Annotated in this window: 14 protein-coding genes; 3 read left to right on the forward strand and 11 right to left on the reverse strand. The window is 70.8% G+C overall.

Annotation, left to right across the window (positions count from 1 at the left end):
* Positions 1–22: 22 nt before the first annotated feature.
* The 4 genes from OO014_RS00665 to OO014_RS00680 form a co-directional block, all read right to left on the reverse strand.
* Positions 23–610, reverse strand: a complete 588-nt coding sequence (locus OO014_RS00665) for an NADPH-dependent FMN reductase (RefSeq protein WP_272460298.1) — start codon at positions 608–610, stop codon at positions 23–25.
* A gap of 315 nt (positions 611–925) precedes the next feature.
* The gene (locus OO014_RS00670; protein WP_272460299.1) at positions 926–2,470 is read right to left on the reverse strand and encodes a hypothetical protein; all 1,545 of its coding nucleotides are present in this window, start codon (positions 2,468–2,470) and stop codon (positions 926–928) included.
* A gap of 11 nt (positions 2,471–2,481) precedes the next feature.
* Complete coding sequence (gene leuA, locus OO014_RS00675) at positions 2,482–4,257, reverse strand: 2-isopropylmalate synthase (protein ID WP_272460300.1); 1,776 nt, start codon at positions 4,255–4,257, stop codon at positions 2,482–2,484.
* Positions 4,258–4,458: 201 nt separating this feature from the next.
* Positions 4,459–5,412 (reverse strand): LysR family transcriptional regulator, encoded by a 954-nt coding sequence (locus OO014_RS00680; protein WP_272460301.1) that lies wholly within the window; start codon positions 5,410–5,412, stop codon positions 4,459–4,461.
* Between the two features lie 70 nt (positions 5,413–5,482).
* On the opposite strand from OO014_RS00680, the gene OO014_RS00685 reads away from it, so the two are divergent.
* Positions 5,483–6,445: a DMT family transporter gene (locus OO014_RS00685; protein WP_272460302.1), complete on the forward strand. Its 963-nt coding sequence runs from the start codon at positions 5,483–5,485 to the stop codon at positions 6,443–6,445.
* A gap of 77 nt (positions 6,446–6,522) precedes the next feature.
* Here OO014_RS00685 and era read toward each other — a convergent pair whose 3' ends face one another.
* The 6 genes from era to OO014_RS00715 are packed head-to-tail and all read right to left on the reverse strand — an operon-like array spanning position 6,523 to position 12,343.
* Positions 6,523–7,458, reverse strand: coding sequence for a GTPase Era (era, locus tag OO014_RS00690; RefSeq protein ID WP_272460303.1), 936 nt, complete (start codon positions 7,456–7,458; stop codon positions 6,523–6,525).
* The gene (locus tag OO014_RS00695) at positions 7,439–8,752 is read right to left on the reverse strand and encodes a hemolysin family protein (protein ID WP_272460304.1); all 1,314 of its coding nucleotides are present in this window, start codon (positions 8,750–8,752) and stop codon (positions 7,439–7,441) included. Before OO014_RS00695 ends, era begins: the two co-directional genes overlap by 20 nt.
* Positions 8,753–8,759: 7 nt before the next feature.
* A complete protein-coding gene (gene ybeY, locus OO014_RS00700; RefSeq protein WP_272460305.1) occupies positions 8,760–9,227 on the reverse strand; it encodes an rRNA maturation RNase YbeY in 468 nt (155 codons plus the stop codon).
* Positions 9,224–10,393, reverse strand: coding sequence for a PhoH family protein (locus OO014_RS00705; RefSeq protein ID WP_420485464.1), 1,170 nt, complete (start codon positions 10,391–10,393; stop codon positions 9,224–9,226). The genes ybeY and OO014_RS00705 overlap by 4 nt, the downstream gene beginning before the upstream one ends.
* A gap of 13 nt (positions 10,394–10,406) precedes the next feature.
* Positions 10,407–11,978: a S10 family peptidase gene (locus OO014_RS00710; RefSeq protein WP_272460306.1), complete on the reverse strand. Its 1,572-nt coding sequence runs from the start codon at positions 11,976–11,978 to the stop codon at positions 10,407–10,409.
* 11 nt (positions 11,979–11,989) lie between these two features.
* Complete coding sequence (locus OO014_RS00715) at positions 11,990–12,343, reverse strand: histidine triad nucleotide-binding protein (protein WP_272460307.1); 354 nt, start codon at positions 12,341–12,343, stop codon at positions 11,990–11,992.
* 67 nt (positions 12,344–12,410) lie between these two features.
* Between OO014_RS00715 and OO014_RS00720 the strand changes: the two genes are divergently transcribed.
* Both OO014_RS00720 and OO014_RS00725 read left to right on the forward strand, forming a co-directional pair.
* Positions 12,411–13,019: a SigE family RNA polymerase sigma factor gene (locus OO014_RS00720; RefSeq protein ID WP_272460308.1), complete on the forward strand. Its 609-nt coding sequence runs from the start codon at positions 12,411–12,413 to the stop codon at positions 13,017–13,019.
* Positions 13,019–14,176 carry a Gmad2 immunoglobulin-like domain-containing protein gene (locus OO014_RS00725; protein ID WP_272460309.1) on the forward strand — a complete coding sequence of 386 codons (1,158 nt, stop codon included), beginning with the start codon at positions 13,019–13,021 and terminating at the stop codon, positions 14,174–14,176. Before OO014_RS00720 ends, OO014_RS00725 begins: the two co-directional genes overlap by 1 nt.
* Before the next feature lie 138 nt (positions 14,177–14,314).
* Here OO014_RS00725 and OO014_RS00730 read toward each other — a convergent pair whose 3' ends face one another.
* Positions 14,315–15,058: a 16S rRNA (uracil(1498)-N(3))-methyltransferase gene (locus OO014_RS00730; protein ID WP_272460310.1), complete on the reverse strand. Its 744-nt coding sequence runs from the start codon at positions 15,056–15,058 to the stop codon at positions 14,315–14,317.

Below are 15,058 nucleotides of genomic sequence, written 5' to 3' on the forward strand. Positions count from 1 at the left end.
ACCGCGTGGGGGGCGACGCGCCTCAGGCGACGGCGTCGGCCGGTGCGAACTGACCGGCGCGGACACCCTCCATGGCCTTGGTCCAGACGACGAGCTGGTCGAGCATGGGGCCGACGGCGGCCGTCGCGGGCTCGGTCGGGGCCAGGACGGAGAAGTTCTCGAAGTCCGTGAAGATCGAGAGCAGGGCGCTGTTGCGCACGTGCGCCACCTGCATCTCGGAGAGGATCCCGCGCAGGTGCTCGACTGCACGGGCGCCCCCGGCGGAGCCGTAGGAGACAAAACCCGCAGCCTTGTTGACCAGCTCCGGTCCGAGGTAGTCGAGCGCGTTCTTGAGCGCCCCGGTGATGGAGTGGTTGTACTCGGAGACGATGAACACGTAGCCGTCGAACTCGTCCATCCGGGCTGACCAGGCCTTGCTGTGCGCCTTGACACCCGGACCGTAGGCCGGCGGCAGAGCCTCATCCCACACCGGCAGCTCGAAGTCCGCGATGTCGACGATCTCGAACTCCGCGTCCGGGCGCTGGTCCGCGATGGACTTGACCCACGTCGCGACGTTGAGGCTCTGGCGGCCCGGGCGAATGCTTCCGGTGACGATGGCGATCTTCGTCATGTCTCTCTTCCTTGCTTGGGAGTCCCTGTTGGCGATTAGTTGAACTATCAACTAGATCCCGGGATTCCCGGGCCCCAAGTGACCTGGGTCACAGGGGCCGGTATCTGGGCGCCTGCCGGAACTCTCTTCTCTCCATCACGACGAACCGCGACCCGGAGTCCTGCTCCGCGCACGGGAGGGGAGCTGGACATGGACATCACGTACTGCCCCGAGTGCGGGGCCCCCGCCGAAGTGCTCTGGCGTGCGGACCTCGAGGGCACGAGCGGGCCGGTCGAGCACGCCAAGGTGCTCTGCCTCAACCGGCACGCCTTCTTCTTACCTGCCGAGACGTTGTGGACGCCGGAACCGCCGAAGCGACCCGAGGTCGAGGCGGCTGCGGCTCACCGCCGCCAGGGCGACCACGACCGGAACGAAGGCGAAGAGGTAACGGGACCGACCTTGGAAGAGGATCGTGAAGGCCGCGATGCCCAGCACAGTCACCGCCAGGATCAGCACCTCTCTCCGCGCCGGCCCACGCCGTAGCAGCCCTACCCCGGCGACGAGCAGCACGGCGAGCCACAGACCTTGCGCCGCTGCTGCTCGCACCGGGTACCAGCGGCCGTGCAGGCCGTTGACCTCGTTGACCGCCGCCGCCAGGGGATCACCCGGCACGACCCGCTCCGGCTGCGAGTCGGGCCCCTCGCCCCAGGCCCAGAACATGCCATCGCCCCAGTTCCACGCCGCCTTGCTGGCATAGAACTCGAGCATGCCGAGGGGTCCACGCTCGTCCCAGCGGTCGCCGATGAAGGTGCGGGCGTACTCGCGCATCTCAGCCGGTGTCCGGCCCTCGATCGCCTGCACCATGTCGCGCCGGTACGTGCCGTACTGCACGTCTCCCGACGCGTTGACCTGCTCGTTCATGCCGTTGGCGAGCCACCAGACCACGGGCGGAGTCACGTCGGGGGCGATACGGTCGGTGTCCAGGCCCGTCGCGGCAGCCGCTCCGGTGGTGAGCGCCGCGCTCAGCCCGAGGAAGGTCACGGCCGCCGCCAGGCCGGCGGGGATCAGCACGCGTGCTCTGGCGGTCGACCAGTCGTCGGCCAGCCGGACCATCGCGACGGCGACCAGCGCCACGATGACCACCGCCGGCGTCGTCTTGACCACGTAGGCCACGGCGATGGCCGCGACCGCCAGGCCGCCGAGAGTCAGCCGCGCCACCCAGCCGGGCCGGCGCCACGCCGCGGCTGCGAGCGCGACCCCGCCGACGACGAAAGGCATGGCGTAGTAGTCCGTGTAGGGAACGCTCAGCCAGGGGCTCGTCCCGACGAGCGCGGCGACGACGAGCTGGGTGAACAGGGCAGCACCGCGGCCGGCCACGGGCACGACGAGGAGGTGAGCGGCATACAGCGTCACAGCCACGCACACGCCGGTGAGGGTGATGAGGACTGCGACCGGGGCCAGCCCGAGGGCCGCGGCGACCTCGACCCCGAACCGGTCGATGACGAGGAGCGGGATGTTGTTCGGATACAGCGAGAGGTACTCGTACTCACCGTCGCCCAGCATCCGGCCCGCATGCAGGGACCTGGCCATCTCGAGCATGACACGCGCGTCCCACCCGAAGTCGTAACGCAGGGCAAGTCCGAGACCGGTGGCGACGGCGCCGCCCACGACGGCCACGCCGACCGGGACCCAACGGTTCTTCAGAGCGCCCGGCACGCGCCCGAACCACGCCAGCGCGGCACAGACGACCAGGACCGGCACGACGATGGCCCGGTCATAGGTGATGTTGGGCTGCCGTGGGGCGAGCAGCGCCGTCGCGACGACGAGAACGAGCGAGACCCCGGTCAGTCTGAGCAGCGCTCTGCCGACCGGGGTCTCCATGGGCCGAGACGCTACCCGACCGCGTTGGCCTCCGACGCCACCGCCTCGGCGGCGAGGCGGTCGCGAACGGCCCGGTTGACCGCGGAGACGACGGCCTTGAGCGACGCGGTGACGATCGACGGGTCGACGCCGACGCCCCAGAGGACCCGCTCACCGATGGCGCACTCGACGTAGGCCGCCGCCCGCGCGTCCCCACCGGCCGACAGCGCATGCTCGGCATAGTCGAGGACCCGCATGTCCGGCGCGCCCTCGATCGTCATGAAGGCGTCGAGGAACGCGGCGATGGGACCGTTGCCCCGGCCCCTGATCGTGATCGGCTCGCCGTTGTCGACGATGCTGGCCTCGATGGTGCTGTCGCCGTCGACGGTGGAATCGGTCACGACGTTGACCAGCTCGAAGCGGCCCCAGGGAGCGGCCGGGTTGGGCAGGTACTCGTCCTGGAACCTGGCCCACAGCTCGGCCGGGGTGACCTCGCCACCGTCCTGGTCGACGCCGCGCTGCACGACACCGGAGAACTCGATCTGGAGTCGGCGAGGCAGGTCCATCTGGTGCTCGGACTTCATGATGTAGGAGACGCCGCCCTTGCCGGACTGGCTGTTGACGCGGACGACCGCCTCGTAGGACCGGCCGAGGTCGTGCGGGTCGATCGGCAGGTAGGGGACGCCCCAGACGAGGTCGTCGATGCTCGTGCCCTTCTCCTTGGCCTCGACCTGCATCGCCTCGAAGCCCTTCTTGATGGCGTCCTGGTGCGACCCGGAGAACGCCGTGAAGACGAGGTCGCCGCCGTAGGGGTGTCGCTCCGCCACGGGCAGCTGGTTGCAGTACTCGACCGTGCGACGGATCTCGTCGATGTCGCTGAAGTCGATCTGCGGGTCGACGCCCTGGCTGAACAGGTTCATACCCAGGGTGACGAGGTCGACGTTGCCGGTGCGCTCACCGTTGCCGAAGAGGCAGCCCTCGATGCGGTCCGCGCCGGCGAGGTAGCCCAGCTCGGCGGCGGCGACGCCGGTGCCGCGGTCATTGTGCGGGTGCAGGGAGACGACGATCGACTCCCGCCGGTCGAGGTGGCGGATCATCCACTCGATCGAGTCGGCGTAGACGTTGGGCGTGATCATCTCGACCGTGGCCGGCAGGTTGATGATCATCTTGTGGTCCGGCGTCGGATCCATCACGGCGATGACCTCGTTGCAGATCCGGACGGCGAAGTCGAGCTCGGTGCCGGTGTAGGACTCGGGCGAGTACTCGTAGTAGATCTTCGTGTCGGGGATCGTCTCCTCGAGCTTCTTGATCAGGCGCGCACCCTGGACGGCGATGTCGACGATGCCGTCCTGGTCGAGGCCGAAGACGACGCGGCGCTGCAGGACTGAGGTCGAGTTGTAGAAGTGGACGATGGCCTGCTTGGCGCCGCGGATCGCGTCGAAGGTGCGCTCGATGAGGTGGTCGCGGCACTGGGTCAGCACCTGGATCGTCACGTCGTCGGGGATGTGGTTGCCGTCGATCAGCTCGCGGCAGAAGTCGAAGTCGGTCTGGCTGGCCGACGGGAAGCCGACCTCGATCTCCTTGTAGCCCATCTTGACGAGCAGCTGGAACATCCGCAGCTTGCGCTCGGAGTTCATCGGGTCGATGAGCGCCTGGTTGCCGTCACGCAGGTCCACCGCGCACCACCGGGGTGCGTGCTCGATCCGCTTCGTCGGCCAGGTGCGGTCGGGCAGGTCGACGGGGATCTGCTCGTGGAAGGGGACGTACTTCTGGAACGGCATCCCGGACGGCTGCTGGGGGTGGATCATCGCTGCTCACTCTCGTCGCTGTGTGGTCTCTGCGGTGTCCGGCCGGACACGGGACACTCCGCGACGAGGAGGGCCGGGGTCAGGCCTCGTCGCGGCAGCGAAGGAGAAGCAGCGCCGAACGCATGTTTTCACCGTATGCCGCTGGGCTGGCTTCGTCCACCACGCGGGCTCGGGTGCCCGGATCCTGAGACCCCCGAGGAGTCAGCGCGGTGGGCGAGCGGGGAGCCGACTGCGCCCGAGGGCCTTCGCTCCCGCGTCGATCGCCTCCAGTCGCTCGGTCACGAGCTGGACCATGAGGTTGGTGGCAGGCGAGAGCACCGCGCCCTGCCGGTGGACGACGGCGAAGCGGTCGAAGAGTCGGGGACGCAACGGCGCCCAGCCGAGGTGGTCGGGCACGGTCGCCCCGAGCAGGTGGAGCATGCCGAGCGACATGACGGTGTCCGCCTCACCGCTCGCGGCGATCTCGAGCGTGGTCTCGACGTCCTCCACCTCGACCCGCGTCTGCAGGCTCTGGCCGGCGGCTTCGACGGCTGCTGCCAGCCCGGCCCGCGTCGCGTCATTGGCCCAGCTGGCCCAGGCGAGGACGAGGGGCGCCTGGCCCAGTGCCGTCGCCGTCACCGGGCCGGCGAGGCGGTCGGCGTGGGCGCTGACGTAGACGAGCTCGTCATTCATGACGGGATGGACCTCGAGCGTGGGGTCATCGACGGGGAGCGCGATGGCCGCGGCCTCCATCCGTCCGCGGCGCAGCTGGTCGACGACGTCGGTGGAGTGACGTCCCACGAGCTCGACCCGGACGCCCGGGTGCCGACGCAGCAGCTCGAGCACCACGGTGGAGCCGAGGTAGAGCCGGGAGGCGCCGAAGACCCCGAAACGGATGGTCCCAGCCTCCAGCTGGTTGACCGCACGGACGGCACTGGTCGCCTGGGCGATCGCGCCGAGGGTCCGCTCGGCGTGCGGCCGCAGGGCGTGGGCGGCCTCCGTCGGGACGAGTCCGCGCCCGACGCGCTCGAAGAGGCGGGCCCCCAGGGACCTCTCGAGCAGCCGGACCTGCTCGGAGACCGTCGGCTGGGCATAGCCGAGCCGGGCCGCCGCGGCGGTGAGCGAGCCGAGCTCGTAGGCGGCGAGGAAGACCCGCAGCTGATGGATCGTGGCCAAGGTGTTCCCTATGGGTGTCCGAGGAAACTGAGGATACCTCGATGGCCGGCATCTCACCTACGGTGTGCTCGTGACCGACTCCCCACCCATCGCGGCGAGCCACCGCATCGATCGTCGCGGGGCCCTGCTCGTCATGGGCGCCGCCTGCTTCGCTGCCCTGGCGGTCGTCTTCGCCAAGGGCGCCTACGCTCATGAGGTCCCGGTGGCCACCCTGATGCTGTGGCGTTTCGCGATCGCGGCGGTCGTCTTCTGGTCGATGGTTGCCGTGCGGCGCCCGGCCAGGGTGAGTCGGCGCACCCTCCTGACCTGTGTCGGGCTGGGGGCGGTCGGCTATGCCCTCCAGTCGCTCTCCTACTTCGGGGCGGTGGCGATCATGGACGCCGGGCTCGCGGCGCTTCTCGTCTACACCTATCCGGCGATCATCGTGCTCATCGGCTTCCTCACGCGCCGGGAGTCGCCGACTCGCCGACGGATGGTGGCCCTCACCTGCTCGGGGATCGGGATGCTCCTGCTGCTCGGCCTCGGCGGCTTCGCGGCGGTTTCACCGGTCGGCATCGGTCTCGCGCTCACCGCGGGGACGACGTACGCGGTCTACACGATCGTCGCCTCCTCCTTGCCCAGGGACGCCGACGTGACCCTGCTGATGGCCGTCGTCTCGACGTCCGCCCTCGTGTCGGTGTCGGGCTTCACCGTCGCGACGGGGCAACCGGTCGGCCTGCGGCCCGACCCCGCAGTGCTCGGGTGGGTGCTGGCCTACGTGCTGGTCGGCACGGTCTTCGCCATGTTCCTCCACCAGAGCGGCATCACCCGCGTGGGGGCCTCGACCGGCGGCATCATCTCGAGCGTCGAGCCCCTCGTCGCCGCGGGGGCGGTCGCCCTCGTCCACGGTGAGACCATGACGCCCGTCCAGCTGGCCGGTGGCCTCGTCATCCTCGCGGGCGTCGTTCTCGTCCAGCTGCCGTCGCGCACCACCCCCAGCGCCCCCGCAACACACCCGCCTGCCGACCGCTCCCCTGTCCTGCAGCCGACCTGACCGACCCCGCCACGGGCCCGCTGGGCTCGGTCGCCCGACCGAGCCCAGCGGCATACGGCATCCGAGCGGCGGCCGCGTCAGAAACCGAGCCGCTGGAGCTGCTTCGGGTCGCGCTGCCAGTCCTTGGCCACCTTGACGTGCAGGTCGAGGAAGACCTTCTGCCCGAGCAGCGCCTCGATCCCCTTGCGGGCGTTGGTGCCGACCTCGCGCAGCCGGGAGCCGCCACGGCCGATGACGATGGCCTTCTGGCTCGGCCGCTCGACGAACACGTTGACCCGCACGTCGAGCAGGGGGTTGCCCTCCGGACGTCCCTCGCGCGGCACCATCTCCTCGACGACGACCGCGAGGGAGTGCGGCAGCTCGTCGCGCACGCCCTCGAGCGCCGCCTCCCGGACGAGCTCGGCGATCATGACAGCCTCCGGCTCGTCCGTCAGGACGCCGTCGGGATAGAGCTGCGGCGACTCCGGCAGATAGGACGCGAGGACGTCACGCACCTCCTCGACCTGCTCGCCCGACACAGCCGAGCAGGGGATGATCGCGTCCCAGTCGCCGAGCTGGTCGATCGCGATGAGGTGCTCGGCCAAGCGGTCCCGGTCGACTGCGTCGGCCTTGGTCGCGATCGCGACCACGGGCCGGCGGCGCACGGACCGCAGCTCGGCCAGCTCGTTGGCGATGAACGTGTCGCCCGGTCCGATCCGCTGGTCCGACGGGAGGCAGAAGCCGATGACGTCGACCTCGAGCAGGGTCTCGCGGACGAGGTCGTTGAGCCGCTCGCCGAGGAGCGTGCGCGGCTTGTGCAGCCCCGGCGTGTCCACGAGGATCAGCTGGGCCGAGGCCGTCGTCGCGACCCCACGAATCGTGTGACGGGTCGTCTGCGGCTTCGAGCTCGTGATGGCGACCTTCTGCCCGACGAGAGCGTTGGTCAACGTCGACTTGCCGGCGTTCGGACGTCCGATGAGGCAGGCGAAGCCCGCCCGGTAGCTGCCCGACTCGTCAGTGCGTTGCGTGCCCATGGGCTTCCTCCGTCTCGTGGGCCGGGGCGTCCGGCTCGTCGGTGGCCACCCGGTGCACGATGACCGAGGCCACCCGGTGCCGGCGACCGGCCATCCGCTCGGCCGTCAGCGACAACCCGGCCACCGTGCCGGACGACCCGACGATGGGCACCCGGCCGATCACCTTGGTCAGCAGGCCGCCGACGGTGTCGACGTCGTCCTCGTCGATGGTCACGTCGAAGAGCTCGGCGAGGTCGTCGATGTCCATCGACGCGGGGACGCGCAGGGTGCCGTCCTCGAGCTCCTCGATGCCCGGAGCCTCCCGGTCGTGCTCGTCGGCGATCTCGCCGACGATCTCCTCGATGATGTCCTCGATGGTGATCAGCCCGGCGGTGCCGCCGTACTCGTCGACGACGATGGCGAAGTGCGTCTGGTCGCGCTGCATCTCGCGGAGCAGGTCGTCGACCGGCTTGCTCTCCGGCACGAAGTGCATCGGCCGCATCACCTCGGTCGCCGGGTGCTTCGCGTCCTCCGGGGCGGCGTTGAGACGGCGCGCCACGTCCTTGAAGTAGAGCAGCCCGAGGATGTCGTCGGTGTCCTCACCGACCACGGGGATCCGCGAGAAGCCGGACCGCAGGAAGAGTGACATCGCGCTGCGCAGCGTCTTGTCGTGCTCGATGACCACCATGTCGGTCCGGGGCACCATGACCGCCCGGGCCACCGTGTCACCGAGCTCGAAGACCGAGTGGATCATCTCGCGCTCGTCCGCCTCGATCACCTCCGACTCCCCCGCCATGTCGAGCAGGTCACGCAGCTCCGACTCGGTCTGGAAGGGGCCGTCGCGGTAGCCCTTGCCGGGCGTCACCGCGTTGCCGAGGACGACGAGGAGCCTGGCGAGCGGCCCGAGGATGCGGTGCAGGCCCACGGCGAACGGCGCGCTCCACAGCGCGACGGACTCGAAGTTCTGCCGGCCGAGCGTGCGCGGGGAGACGCCGACGACGACGAACGACACGACGGCCATGATGGCGATCGACAGGAGCAGCGCCTGCAGGGTCGAGTCGATGGCCCGCGCGACGGCCAGCGTCACCAGGACCGCGGTCGTCGCCTCGGCGACGACGCGCAGGAAGGCGATGACCGAGACGTAGGGCGGCGACTCGGCGACGACCTTGACGAGCGACTTCGCCCCGGAGCGCCCCTCCTCGTAGAGCTCGAGGGCGCGCACCCGTGACATGCGGAAGATGGCGGCCTCGGCGGCGGACAGGAGGAAGGCGATGACGATGCTGACGACCGCCGGGATGACGAGCTGGGGGAACATCGCGGCCTCAGTCGACCGGTCTGTTGCGCGTCGCGAGGAAGGTGAGGAGCAGCTGGCGCTGCAGCTCGAACATCTCGCGCTCCTCGTCCGGCTCGGCGTGGTCGTAGCCGAGCAGGTGCAGGATGCCGTGCGTCGTCAGGAGCAGCATCTCCTCCATCGGCGCGTGACCCGCGTCGGCGGCCTGGCGCGTCGCGACGGAGGGGCACAGGACGATGTCGCCGAGCGTGCCCTCCTCCGGCTCCTGGCCCTCCTTGCCGGGCCGCAGCTCGTCCATCGGGAAGCTCATGACATCGGTCGGGCCGGGCAGGTCCATCCACTGCTCGTGCAGCACCGTCATGGCCGGCTCGTCGACGAGCTTGATGCACAGGTCAGCCTGCGGGTGCACCCGCATCTGCTCCATGACGTAGCGGGCGCAGGACAGCAGCTCCAGCTCGTCGACGGTCTCGTCGGTCTCGTTGAGCACGTCGATGCTCATGCGCGCTCCTCCTGCTCGGCTGCTGGCGCCGATGCGTTCGATGATGCCGTATGCCGCTGGGCTCGCCGCCGCTCGCGAGTGGCCTCGGGGCTGCCCCCGTCGCCGCCCGCCTGCCGGGTCGCGTCCTTGGCGGCGCGGCTGGCCCTGCGCCGGCCGCGGACCTCGTCGCGCTCGTAGGCGTCCACGATGGCGCTGACGAGCCGGTGCCGGACGACGTCGTTGGACGTCAGCTCGGCGAAGTGGATGTCGTCGATGTCGCCGAGGATGTCGCGCACCACCCGCAGCCCGGAGCGGGTCCCGCCGGGCAGGTCGACCTGGGTGATGTCGCCCGTCACGACCATCTTGGAGCCGAAGCCGAGGCGGGTCAGGAACATCTTCATCTGCTCCATCGAGGTGTTCTGCGCCTCGTCGAGGATGATGAACGCCGAGTTCAGCGACCGGCCACGCATGTAGGCCAAGGGTGCGACCTCGATGGTGCCGGAGGCCAGCAGCTTGGGGATCGTCTCGGGCGCGATCATGTCGTGCAGGGCGTCGTAGAGCGGGCGCAGGTAGGGGTCGATCTTGTCGTTGAGGGTGCCGGGCAGGAACCCGAGCCGCTCCCCCGCCTCGACGGCCGGCCGGGTGAGGATGATCCGGTCGACCTGCTTGGCCTGCAGGGCGGCCACGGCCTTGGCCATGGCGAGGTACGTCTTGCCCGTGCCGGCCGGGCCGATGCCGAAGACGATGGTGTGCTCGTCGATGGCGTCGACGTAGCGCTTCTGGTTGAGCGTCTTGGGCCGGACCGTGCGGCCGCGGTGGCTGACGATGTTCATCGTCAGCACGTCGGCGGGCCGCTCCATCGTCTGGTCGCGCAGCATCGAGATCGATCGCTCGACGGCGTCGCGGTTGAGCGGCTGACCGGCCTCGACGATGACGAGCAGCTCGTCGAGGAGCCCGTCGATGATGTCGAGCTCACCCGTGGGCCCCGTGAAGCTCATCTCGTTGCCGCGCACGTGCGTGTCGACGAGCGGGAACTGGCGCTCCATGGTCCGCAGCAGCTCGTCCCGCGGCCCGAGCAGGGAGACCATCTCGATGGGCGGTGGGATCTCGCGGGTGAGGCGGTGCGCCTCGCGTGAGGCTGCCGGGGTGGAAGGGTCGGAATCGAACGGGTCGTCGTCGTCACTCATCGTGGGTCCGAGTCTACGTGGAGCGGGCGGACGACCTCACCACGAAATCGGCGAGGTCTCGACTCTGCTGTACCCGCGACGGCTCGTGGACGTACATCATGTGGCCGGCCTCGTAGTAGGCGTGCTCGATGTTGGCCCGCAGCGCGTCCGGGAGGCGCAGCCTGGCGACGACGTCCTCTGCCGCGAAGTGCGGCGTCGCCCCGTCGTAGTAGCCGTAGGCGATGTGGACGCGCAGGTGCGGGTTCTGGCGCAGGGCCCGCTCCAGCCGGTCGGAGACGTCGATGGGCCGGCCCTCGAAGTCCTTGTAGGACCACGGGTGCACGCGCGTCGTGATCTGCTCGTAGTGCAGGTCGGAGGCGTAACCCAGCTCGTCGCGCACGTAGTGGTTCCAGGCGGCCGCGTAGGGACCCATGATCGCGTCGTACGACGGGTCGGCGTCCATCCCCTCAGCGATGGCGCTCGCTGCGGGCCCGGTGAACCGGCCGTCGAGCCGTCCCACCGAGAGCCGCTGGTCGCGGAGCAGCTCGGTGAAGAACCGCCAGTGCTCGATCCGCAGGTCGCACCGGTCGACGTAGTCCTCCGAGAGCCCCGAGAGCCGGGCCAGGGTCGCGACGGCCTCGGCCCGCTCCTGCGAGCTCAGCCGGGCACCTCGGGACAGGACCCACGGAAGGTCGCGAGCGGCATACGCCTCGGCCTCCTCGATGACGGAGCGCAGCGAGCGACGCCCGTGCCGCCCGTGGTAGTGGGCGATGGCGGCGTAGGTCGGGAGGTAGAGCGCGTGGGCGCGGTCGTTGCGCTGCTTCTCGAAGTCGATCGAGGACAGGTCGAGGACGCTGCTGATGAGGATGAGCCCGTTGAGGTACATCCCGTAGCGCTCCTGCAGGTGCGCCGTCAGGGCCGCGCCGCGCAGCGTGCCGTAGGACTCGCCGGCGACGAACTTCGGCGACATCCACCGCTGGTTGCGGGAGGTCCACAGCCGGATCAGCTCGCCGACGTGCTCGAGGTCGCGCTGGAACCCGTGGTACTCCCCCGGCTTGCCGCCCTCCACCGCGCGCGACCATCCGGTCGACATCGGGTCGATGAAGACGAGGTCGGCGACGGCGAGGAGGGACTCGGCGTTGTCGGCGAGACCGTAGGGCGGTGGTTGGAGGGCGCCGACGTCACCCATGACGACCCGCCGCGGGCCGAGGAGGCCGAGGTGCAGCCACACGCTCGAGCTGCCGGGTCCGCCGTTGAAGGCGAAGACGACCGGTCGTGTGCGCGGGTCGGCGTCGTCGAGGACATAGCTCGTCATCGAGATCTCGGCCCGGGCCTTGTTGCCCTTGAAGGTGCCGTCCGCGTGGTCCTCCTCGCGGAGCACGACGCGCCCTGCGGTCGCGGTGTACTTCAGGCGCCGCCGACCCACCCGCAGGACGTGGTGGGTGGTGACGAGGTCGTCCTTCGGCTCGGGCTCCGGCTTGCCCTTGTCCTTGTCGCCTTGGGTGCCGTCGTCCTTCGCGCGTGGCTCCGCCTCGTCCGCCCCGGGCCCCGGGGTGATGGAGGCCTCCTCGCTGGCCGCCTTGGCCGTGCTGCCCTCGTCGCCCATCTCAGCCGACCTCAGCGCTCGGTGAAGGTGCGGCCGCCGAGCACGTGCCCGTGGGCGTGGAAGATCGTCTGGCCCGCGTCGGTGCCGGTGTTGAAGACGAGACGGTGGTGCTCGGCGACACCCTCCTGCTCGGCGACCTCCGACACGAGCTCGAAGAGCGCGGCCAGGTCGTCGGGGGCGTTCGCCGCGAGCGCCCCGATGTTGGCCTCGTGGCGGCGGGGCACGACCAGCACGTGGACCGGTGCCGCGGGGTTGATGTCGCGGAAGGCGATGGCCCGCTCGCTCTCGGCGACCCGGTCCGAGGGGATCTCGCCGTTGATGATCTTGCAGAAGAGGCAGTCGTCCTGCTGGGGCGTCGCGGTCATGTCGACACCCTAGGCATGTCAACCGCGGCGTGCACCTGCGCGTCCTTCCAGCGTGAGAACGTGGACCATGGCTGCGAGCGGGCGGACGGCCTCGCCGGGGGCCGCAGGGCTCCCCGGGCTTCCCGAAGACGCCGACCGGGCCATCGCCGAGCTCTACGCAGCGCACTGGCACCGGCTCGTCCGCCTCGCCTGGCTGCTCCTGCACGACCAGCTCGCCGCGGAGGACGCGGTGCAGGACGCCTTCGTCGCGACGCACCGCAGCTGGTCGTCCATCCGGGACAGCGGCCGCGCGGTCGGCTACCTGCGGACCGCAGTCGTCAACGCCTGCCGCTCGGCGCAGCGTCATCAGGGCGTGGTCGAGCGGCAGCACCGACGCGACGCGGCTGCGGCCGACCTTCCCGGACGCGGCAGCCTCGAGAGCGCCGAGACCGCGGTGCTGTATGCCGCTGAGCGCGCTTCCATGGTCACCGCCCTCCGCGCCCTCCCGCACCGCCAACGAGAAGTGCTGGTGCTGCGCTACTACCTCGACCTGTCCGAAGGGCAGATCGCCGAGGCCCTCGACATCTCGACCGGGTCGGTCAAGGCGCATGCGCACCGCGGCCTCGCCCGCTTGCGGGCCGACCTGTCCCCGGCCGAACCGACCACGGGACCCGACCTCCCCGATGTGGAGCAGTGATGAACCTCGACGACCACCGCCCGCCCAACCGTCCCGACGACCCGACGGTCGAGATCGGGTCCGGTCTGCGCGAGCTGGAGACGCAGCTGCGGACGACGCTGGTGGAGGACGCAGCGTCGATCCGGCCCGGCGAGCGGCTGTCGGCCATCCTCGCCGAGGCCCACACGGTCACCGTGCCCGGTGCCGGGACGCCCCGGCGCTGGCTCGTCCTCGCGGCGGCCGCCGCGGTGGCCGTGGTGGCCGCAGGCACCCTCTGGCTCTCGGGGCGACCCACCGGGTTGTCCCCGGTGCCGGCCGGGACGGCCCCGACCTCGCAGGGCAGCCCCAGTCCGTCGACGCCCGCGCCGTCAGCCACCTCGGGCACGGTTACCGACCCCGGCACCTCGGCATCGACCACTGACGTTTCGACGCCAGCGCCGTCCGGGACGATCAAGGGAGTGCCGGTCTACTGGATCGGTGAGACCGGCGGGGCGCCGCGGCTCTTCCGCGAGTTCCGCACCGTGCCCGACGAGGGCGGACCGATCCTGTCCGCGCTCTACGCGATGACGCGTGAGAAGCCCCTCGACCCGGACTACTTCACGCCCTGGGCGCCGGCGTCCCGGATCACCCTCGACCGGGAGGGTGACAACCTCGTCGTCGACCTCTCGGCGGATGCGGTCTCGGGGTCGGGCGTCGGCAGCGAGGTGGCCGAGCGCGCCGTCCAGCAGCTCGTCCACACCGCGACGGCGGCAGCGCAGGTGGCCAGCACCCCGGTGCGCACCGTCACGATCCTCGTCGACGGCCGCCCCGCGGACGCCTGGGGCGTGGTCCGACTCGGTGAGCCCACGGCCCGCGCGCCGCAGGTCGAGGTCCAGTCGCACGTCTGGGTGCTCGCTCCTTCGGAGGGCCAGGAGCTCAAGGCGGGGCGCGTCACCTTCCGCGGCTACGGCACCTCGTTCGAGGCCAACTTCCTCTGGCGGATCGCCACCACGGACGGCACGGTCGTAGCGGAGGGAAACGCCATGGGAGGCACGGGCACGGGCGGCTTCGGTGAGTTCGAGTTCAAGCGGACGCTGCCGGCCGGTGACTACGTCGTCACGCTCTCGACGGACGACCCCTCCGGCGGCGCCGAGGGCGGCGGCGCCCACGTCGACACCAAGACCTTCACCGTCCGCTAACCCCTCCCCAACTCGAGTGGCCCCACGACCCACACCCGGCCTGTGCACACCCGGGCCACTCGACCCACCCCACCACTCGAGTGGCCCCACGACCCACACCCGGCCTGTGCACACCGGGGCCACTCGAGGGTGGGTCGGTCAGCGCCAGCGGGAGGCTGCGTTGAGGACCGCGAGGGCGGCCGGCCCCGCGGAGGACGCACGCAGGATCGTCGACCCGAGCCGCACCGGCTGGGCGCCGGCTGCGACGAGCGCGTCGAGCTCCCGGGGGGAGATCCCACCCTCGGGTCCCACGACGACCAGCACATCACCCGAGGCCGGCGGTTCGATCGCGGCGAGCGGCTCGGTGGCGTCCTCGTGGAGCACGAGCACCAGGGCAGCTTCGCTCACCCGGGCCACGAGTGAGGTGAGGTCGACCGGGGAGGAGGTGAGCGGCACGCGGGAGCGACGGGACTGCTTGGCGGCGCGGGTCACGACGGCGGCCCATTTGGCCAGGGACTTGGCGGCCCGGTCGCCGCGCCACACGACGATCGAGCGCTCCGCCGCCCAGGGCACGACCTCGTCGACGCCGAGCTCGGTCGCCGCCTCGATGGCCTGCTCGTCGCGGTCCCCCTTGGCGAGCGCCTGGACGAGCACGAACCGGGTGTCCGGCTCGGGCTCGTCGACGACCTCCACGACATGTCCCCGCACCGACGTGCGATCGACCTCGTCCGCCTCGGCGAGCACTCGGCGCCCGGCGCCGTCCGCGACGAAGTAGCGCTCGCCGGCCCGCAGCCGCACGACCGTAGCGGCGTGCCGCCCCTCGTCGCCGTCGAGGACGATGGCGGCTCCCGGCGCGGCCGCGGCGAGCTCGGCGGGAGAGCTGAGGAAGAGCTGGTGGGTCAC

This window comes from Intrasporangium calvum, from assembly GCF_028446585.1.
GTDB classification, from domain to species: Bacteria; Actinomycetota; Actinomycetes; order Actinomycetales; family Dermatophilaceae; genus Intrasporangium; species Intrasporangium calvum_A.

Bases quoted from the DNA above. Each gene is read 5' to 3' on its own strand.
- OO014_RS00715 (WP_272460307.1), bottom strand. From the start codon at position 12,343: ATGACCGCGACGCCCCAGCAGGACGACTGCCTCTTCTGCAAGATCATC.
- OO014_RS00710 (WP_272460306.1), bottom strand. From the start codon at position 11,978: ATGGGCGACGAGGGCAGCACGGCCAAGGCGGCCAGCGAGGAGGCCTCC.
- ybeY (WP_272460305.1), bottom strand. From the start codon at position 9,227: ATGAGCATCGACGTGCTCAACGAGACCGACGAGACCGTCGACGAGCTG.
- OO014_RS00705 (WP_420485464.1), bottom strand. From the start codon at position 10,393: ATGAGTGACGACGACGACCCGTTCGATTCCGACCCTTCCACCCCGGCA.
- OO014_RS00720 (WP_272460308.1), top strand. From the start codon at position 12,411: ATGGCTGCGAGCGGGCGGACGGCCTCGCCGGGGGCCGCAGGGCTCCCC.
- OO014_RS00670 (WP_272460299.1), bottom strand. From the start codon at position 2,470: ATGGAGACCCCGGTCGGCAGAGCGCTGCTCAGACTGACCGGGGTCTCG.
- OO014_RS00695 (WP_272460304.1), bottom strand. From the start codon at position 8,752: ATGTTCCCCCAGCTCGTCATCCCGGCGGTCGTCAGCATCGTCATCGCC.
- OO014_RS00725 (WP_272460309.1), top strand. From the start codon at position 13,019: ATGAACCTCGACGACCACCGCCCGCCCAACCGTCCCGACGACCCGACG.
- leuA (WP_272460300.1), bottom strand. From the start codon at position 4,257: ATGATCCACCCCCAGCAGCCGTCCGGGATGCCGTTCCAGAAGTACGTC.
- era (WP_272460303.1), bottom strand. From the start codon at position 7,458: ATGGGCACGCAACGCACTGACGAGTCGGGCAGCTACCGGGCGGGCTTC.
- OO014_RS00665 (WP_272460298.1), bottom strand. From the start codon at position 610: ATGACGAAGATCGCCATCGTCACCGGAAGCATTCGCCCGGGCCGCCAG.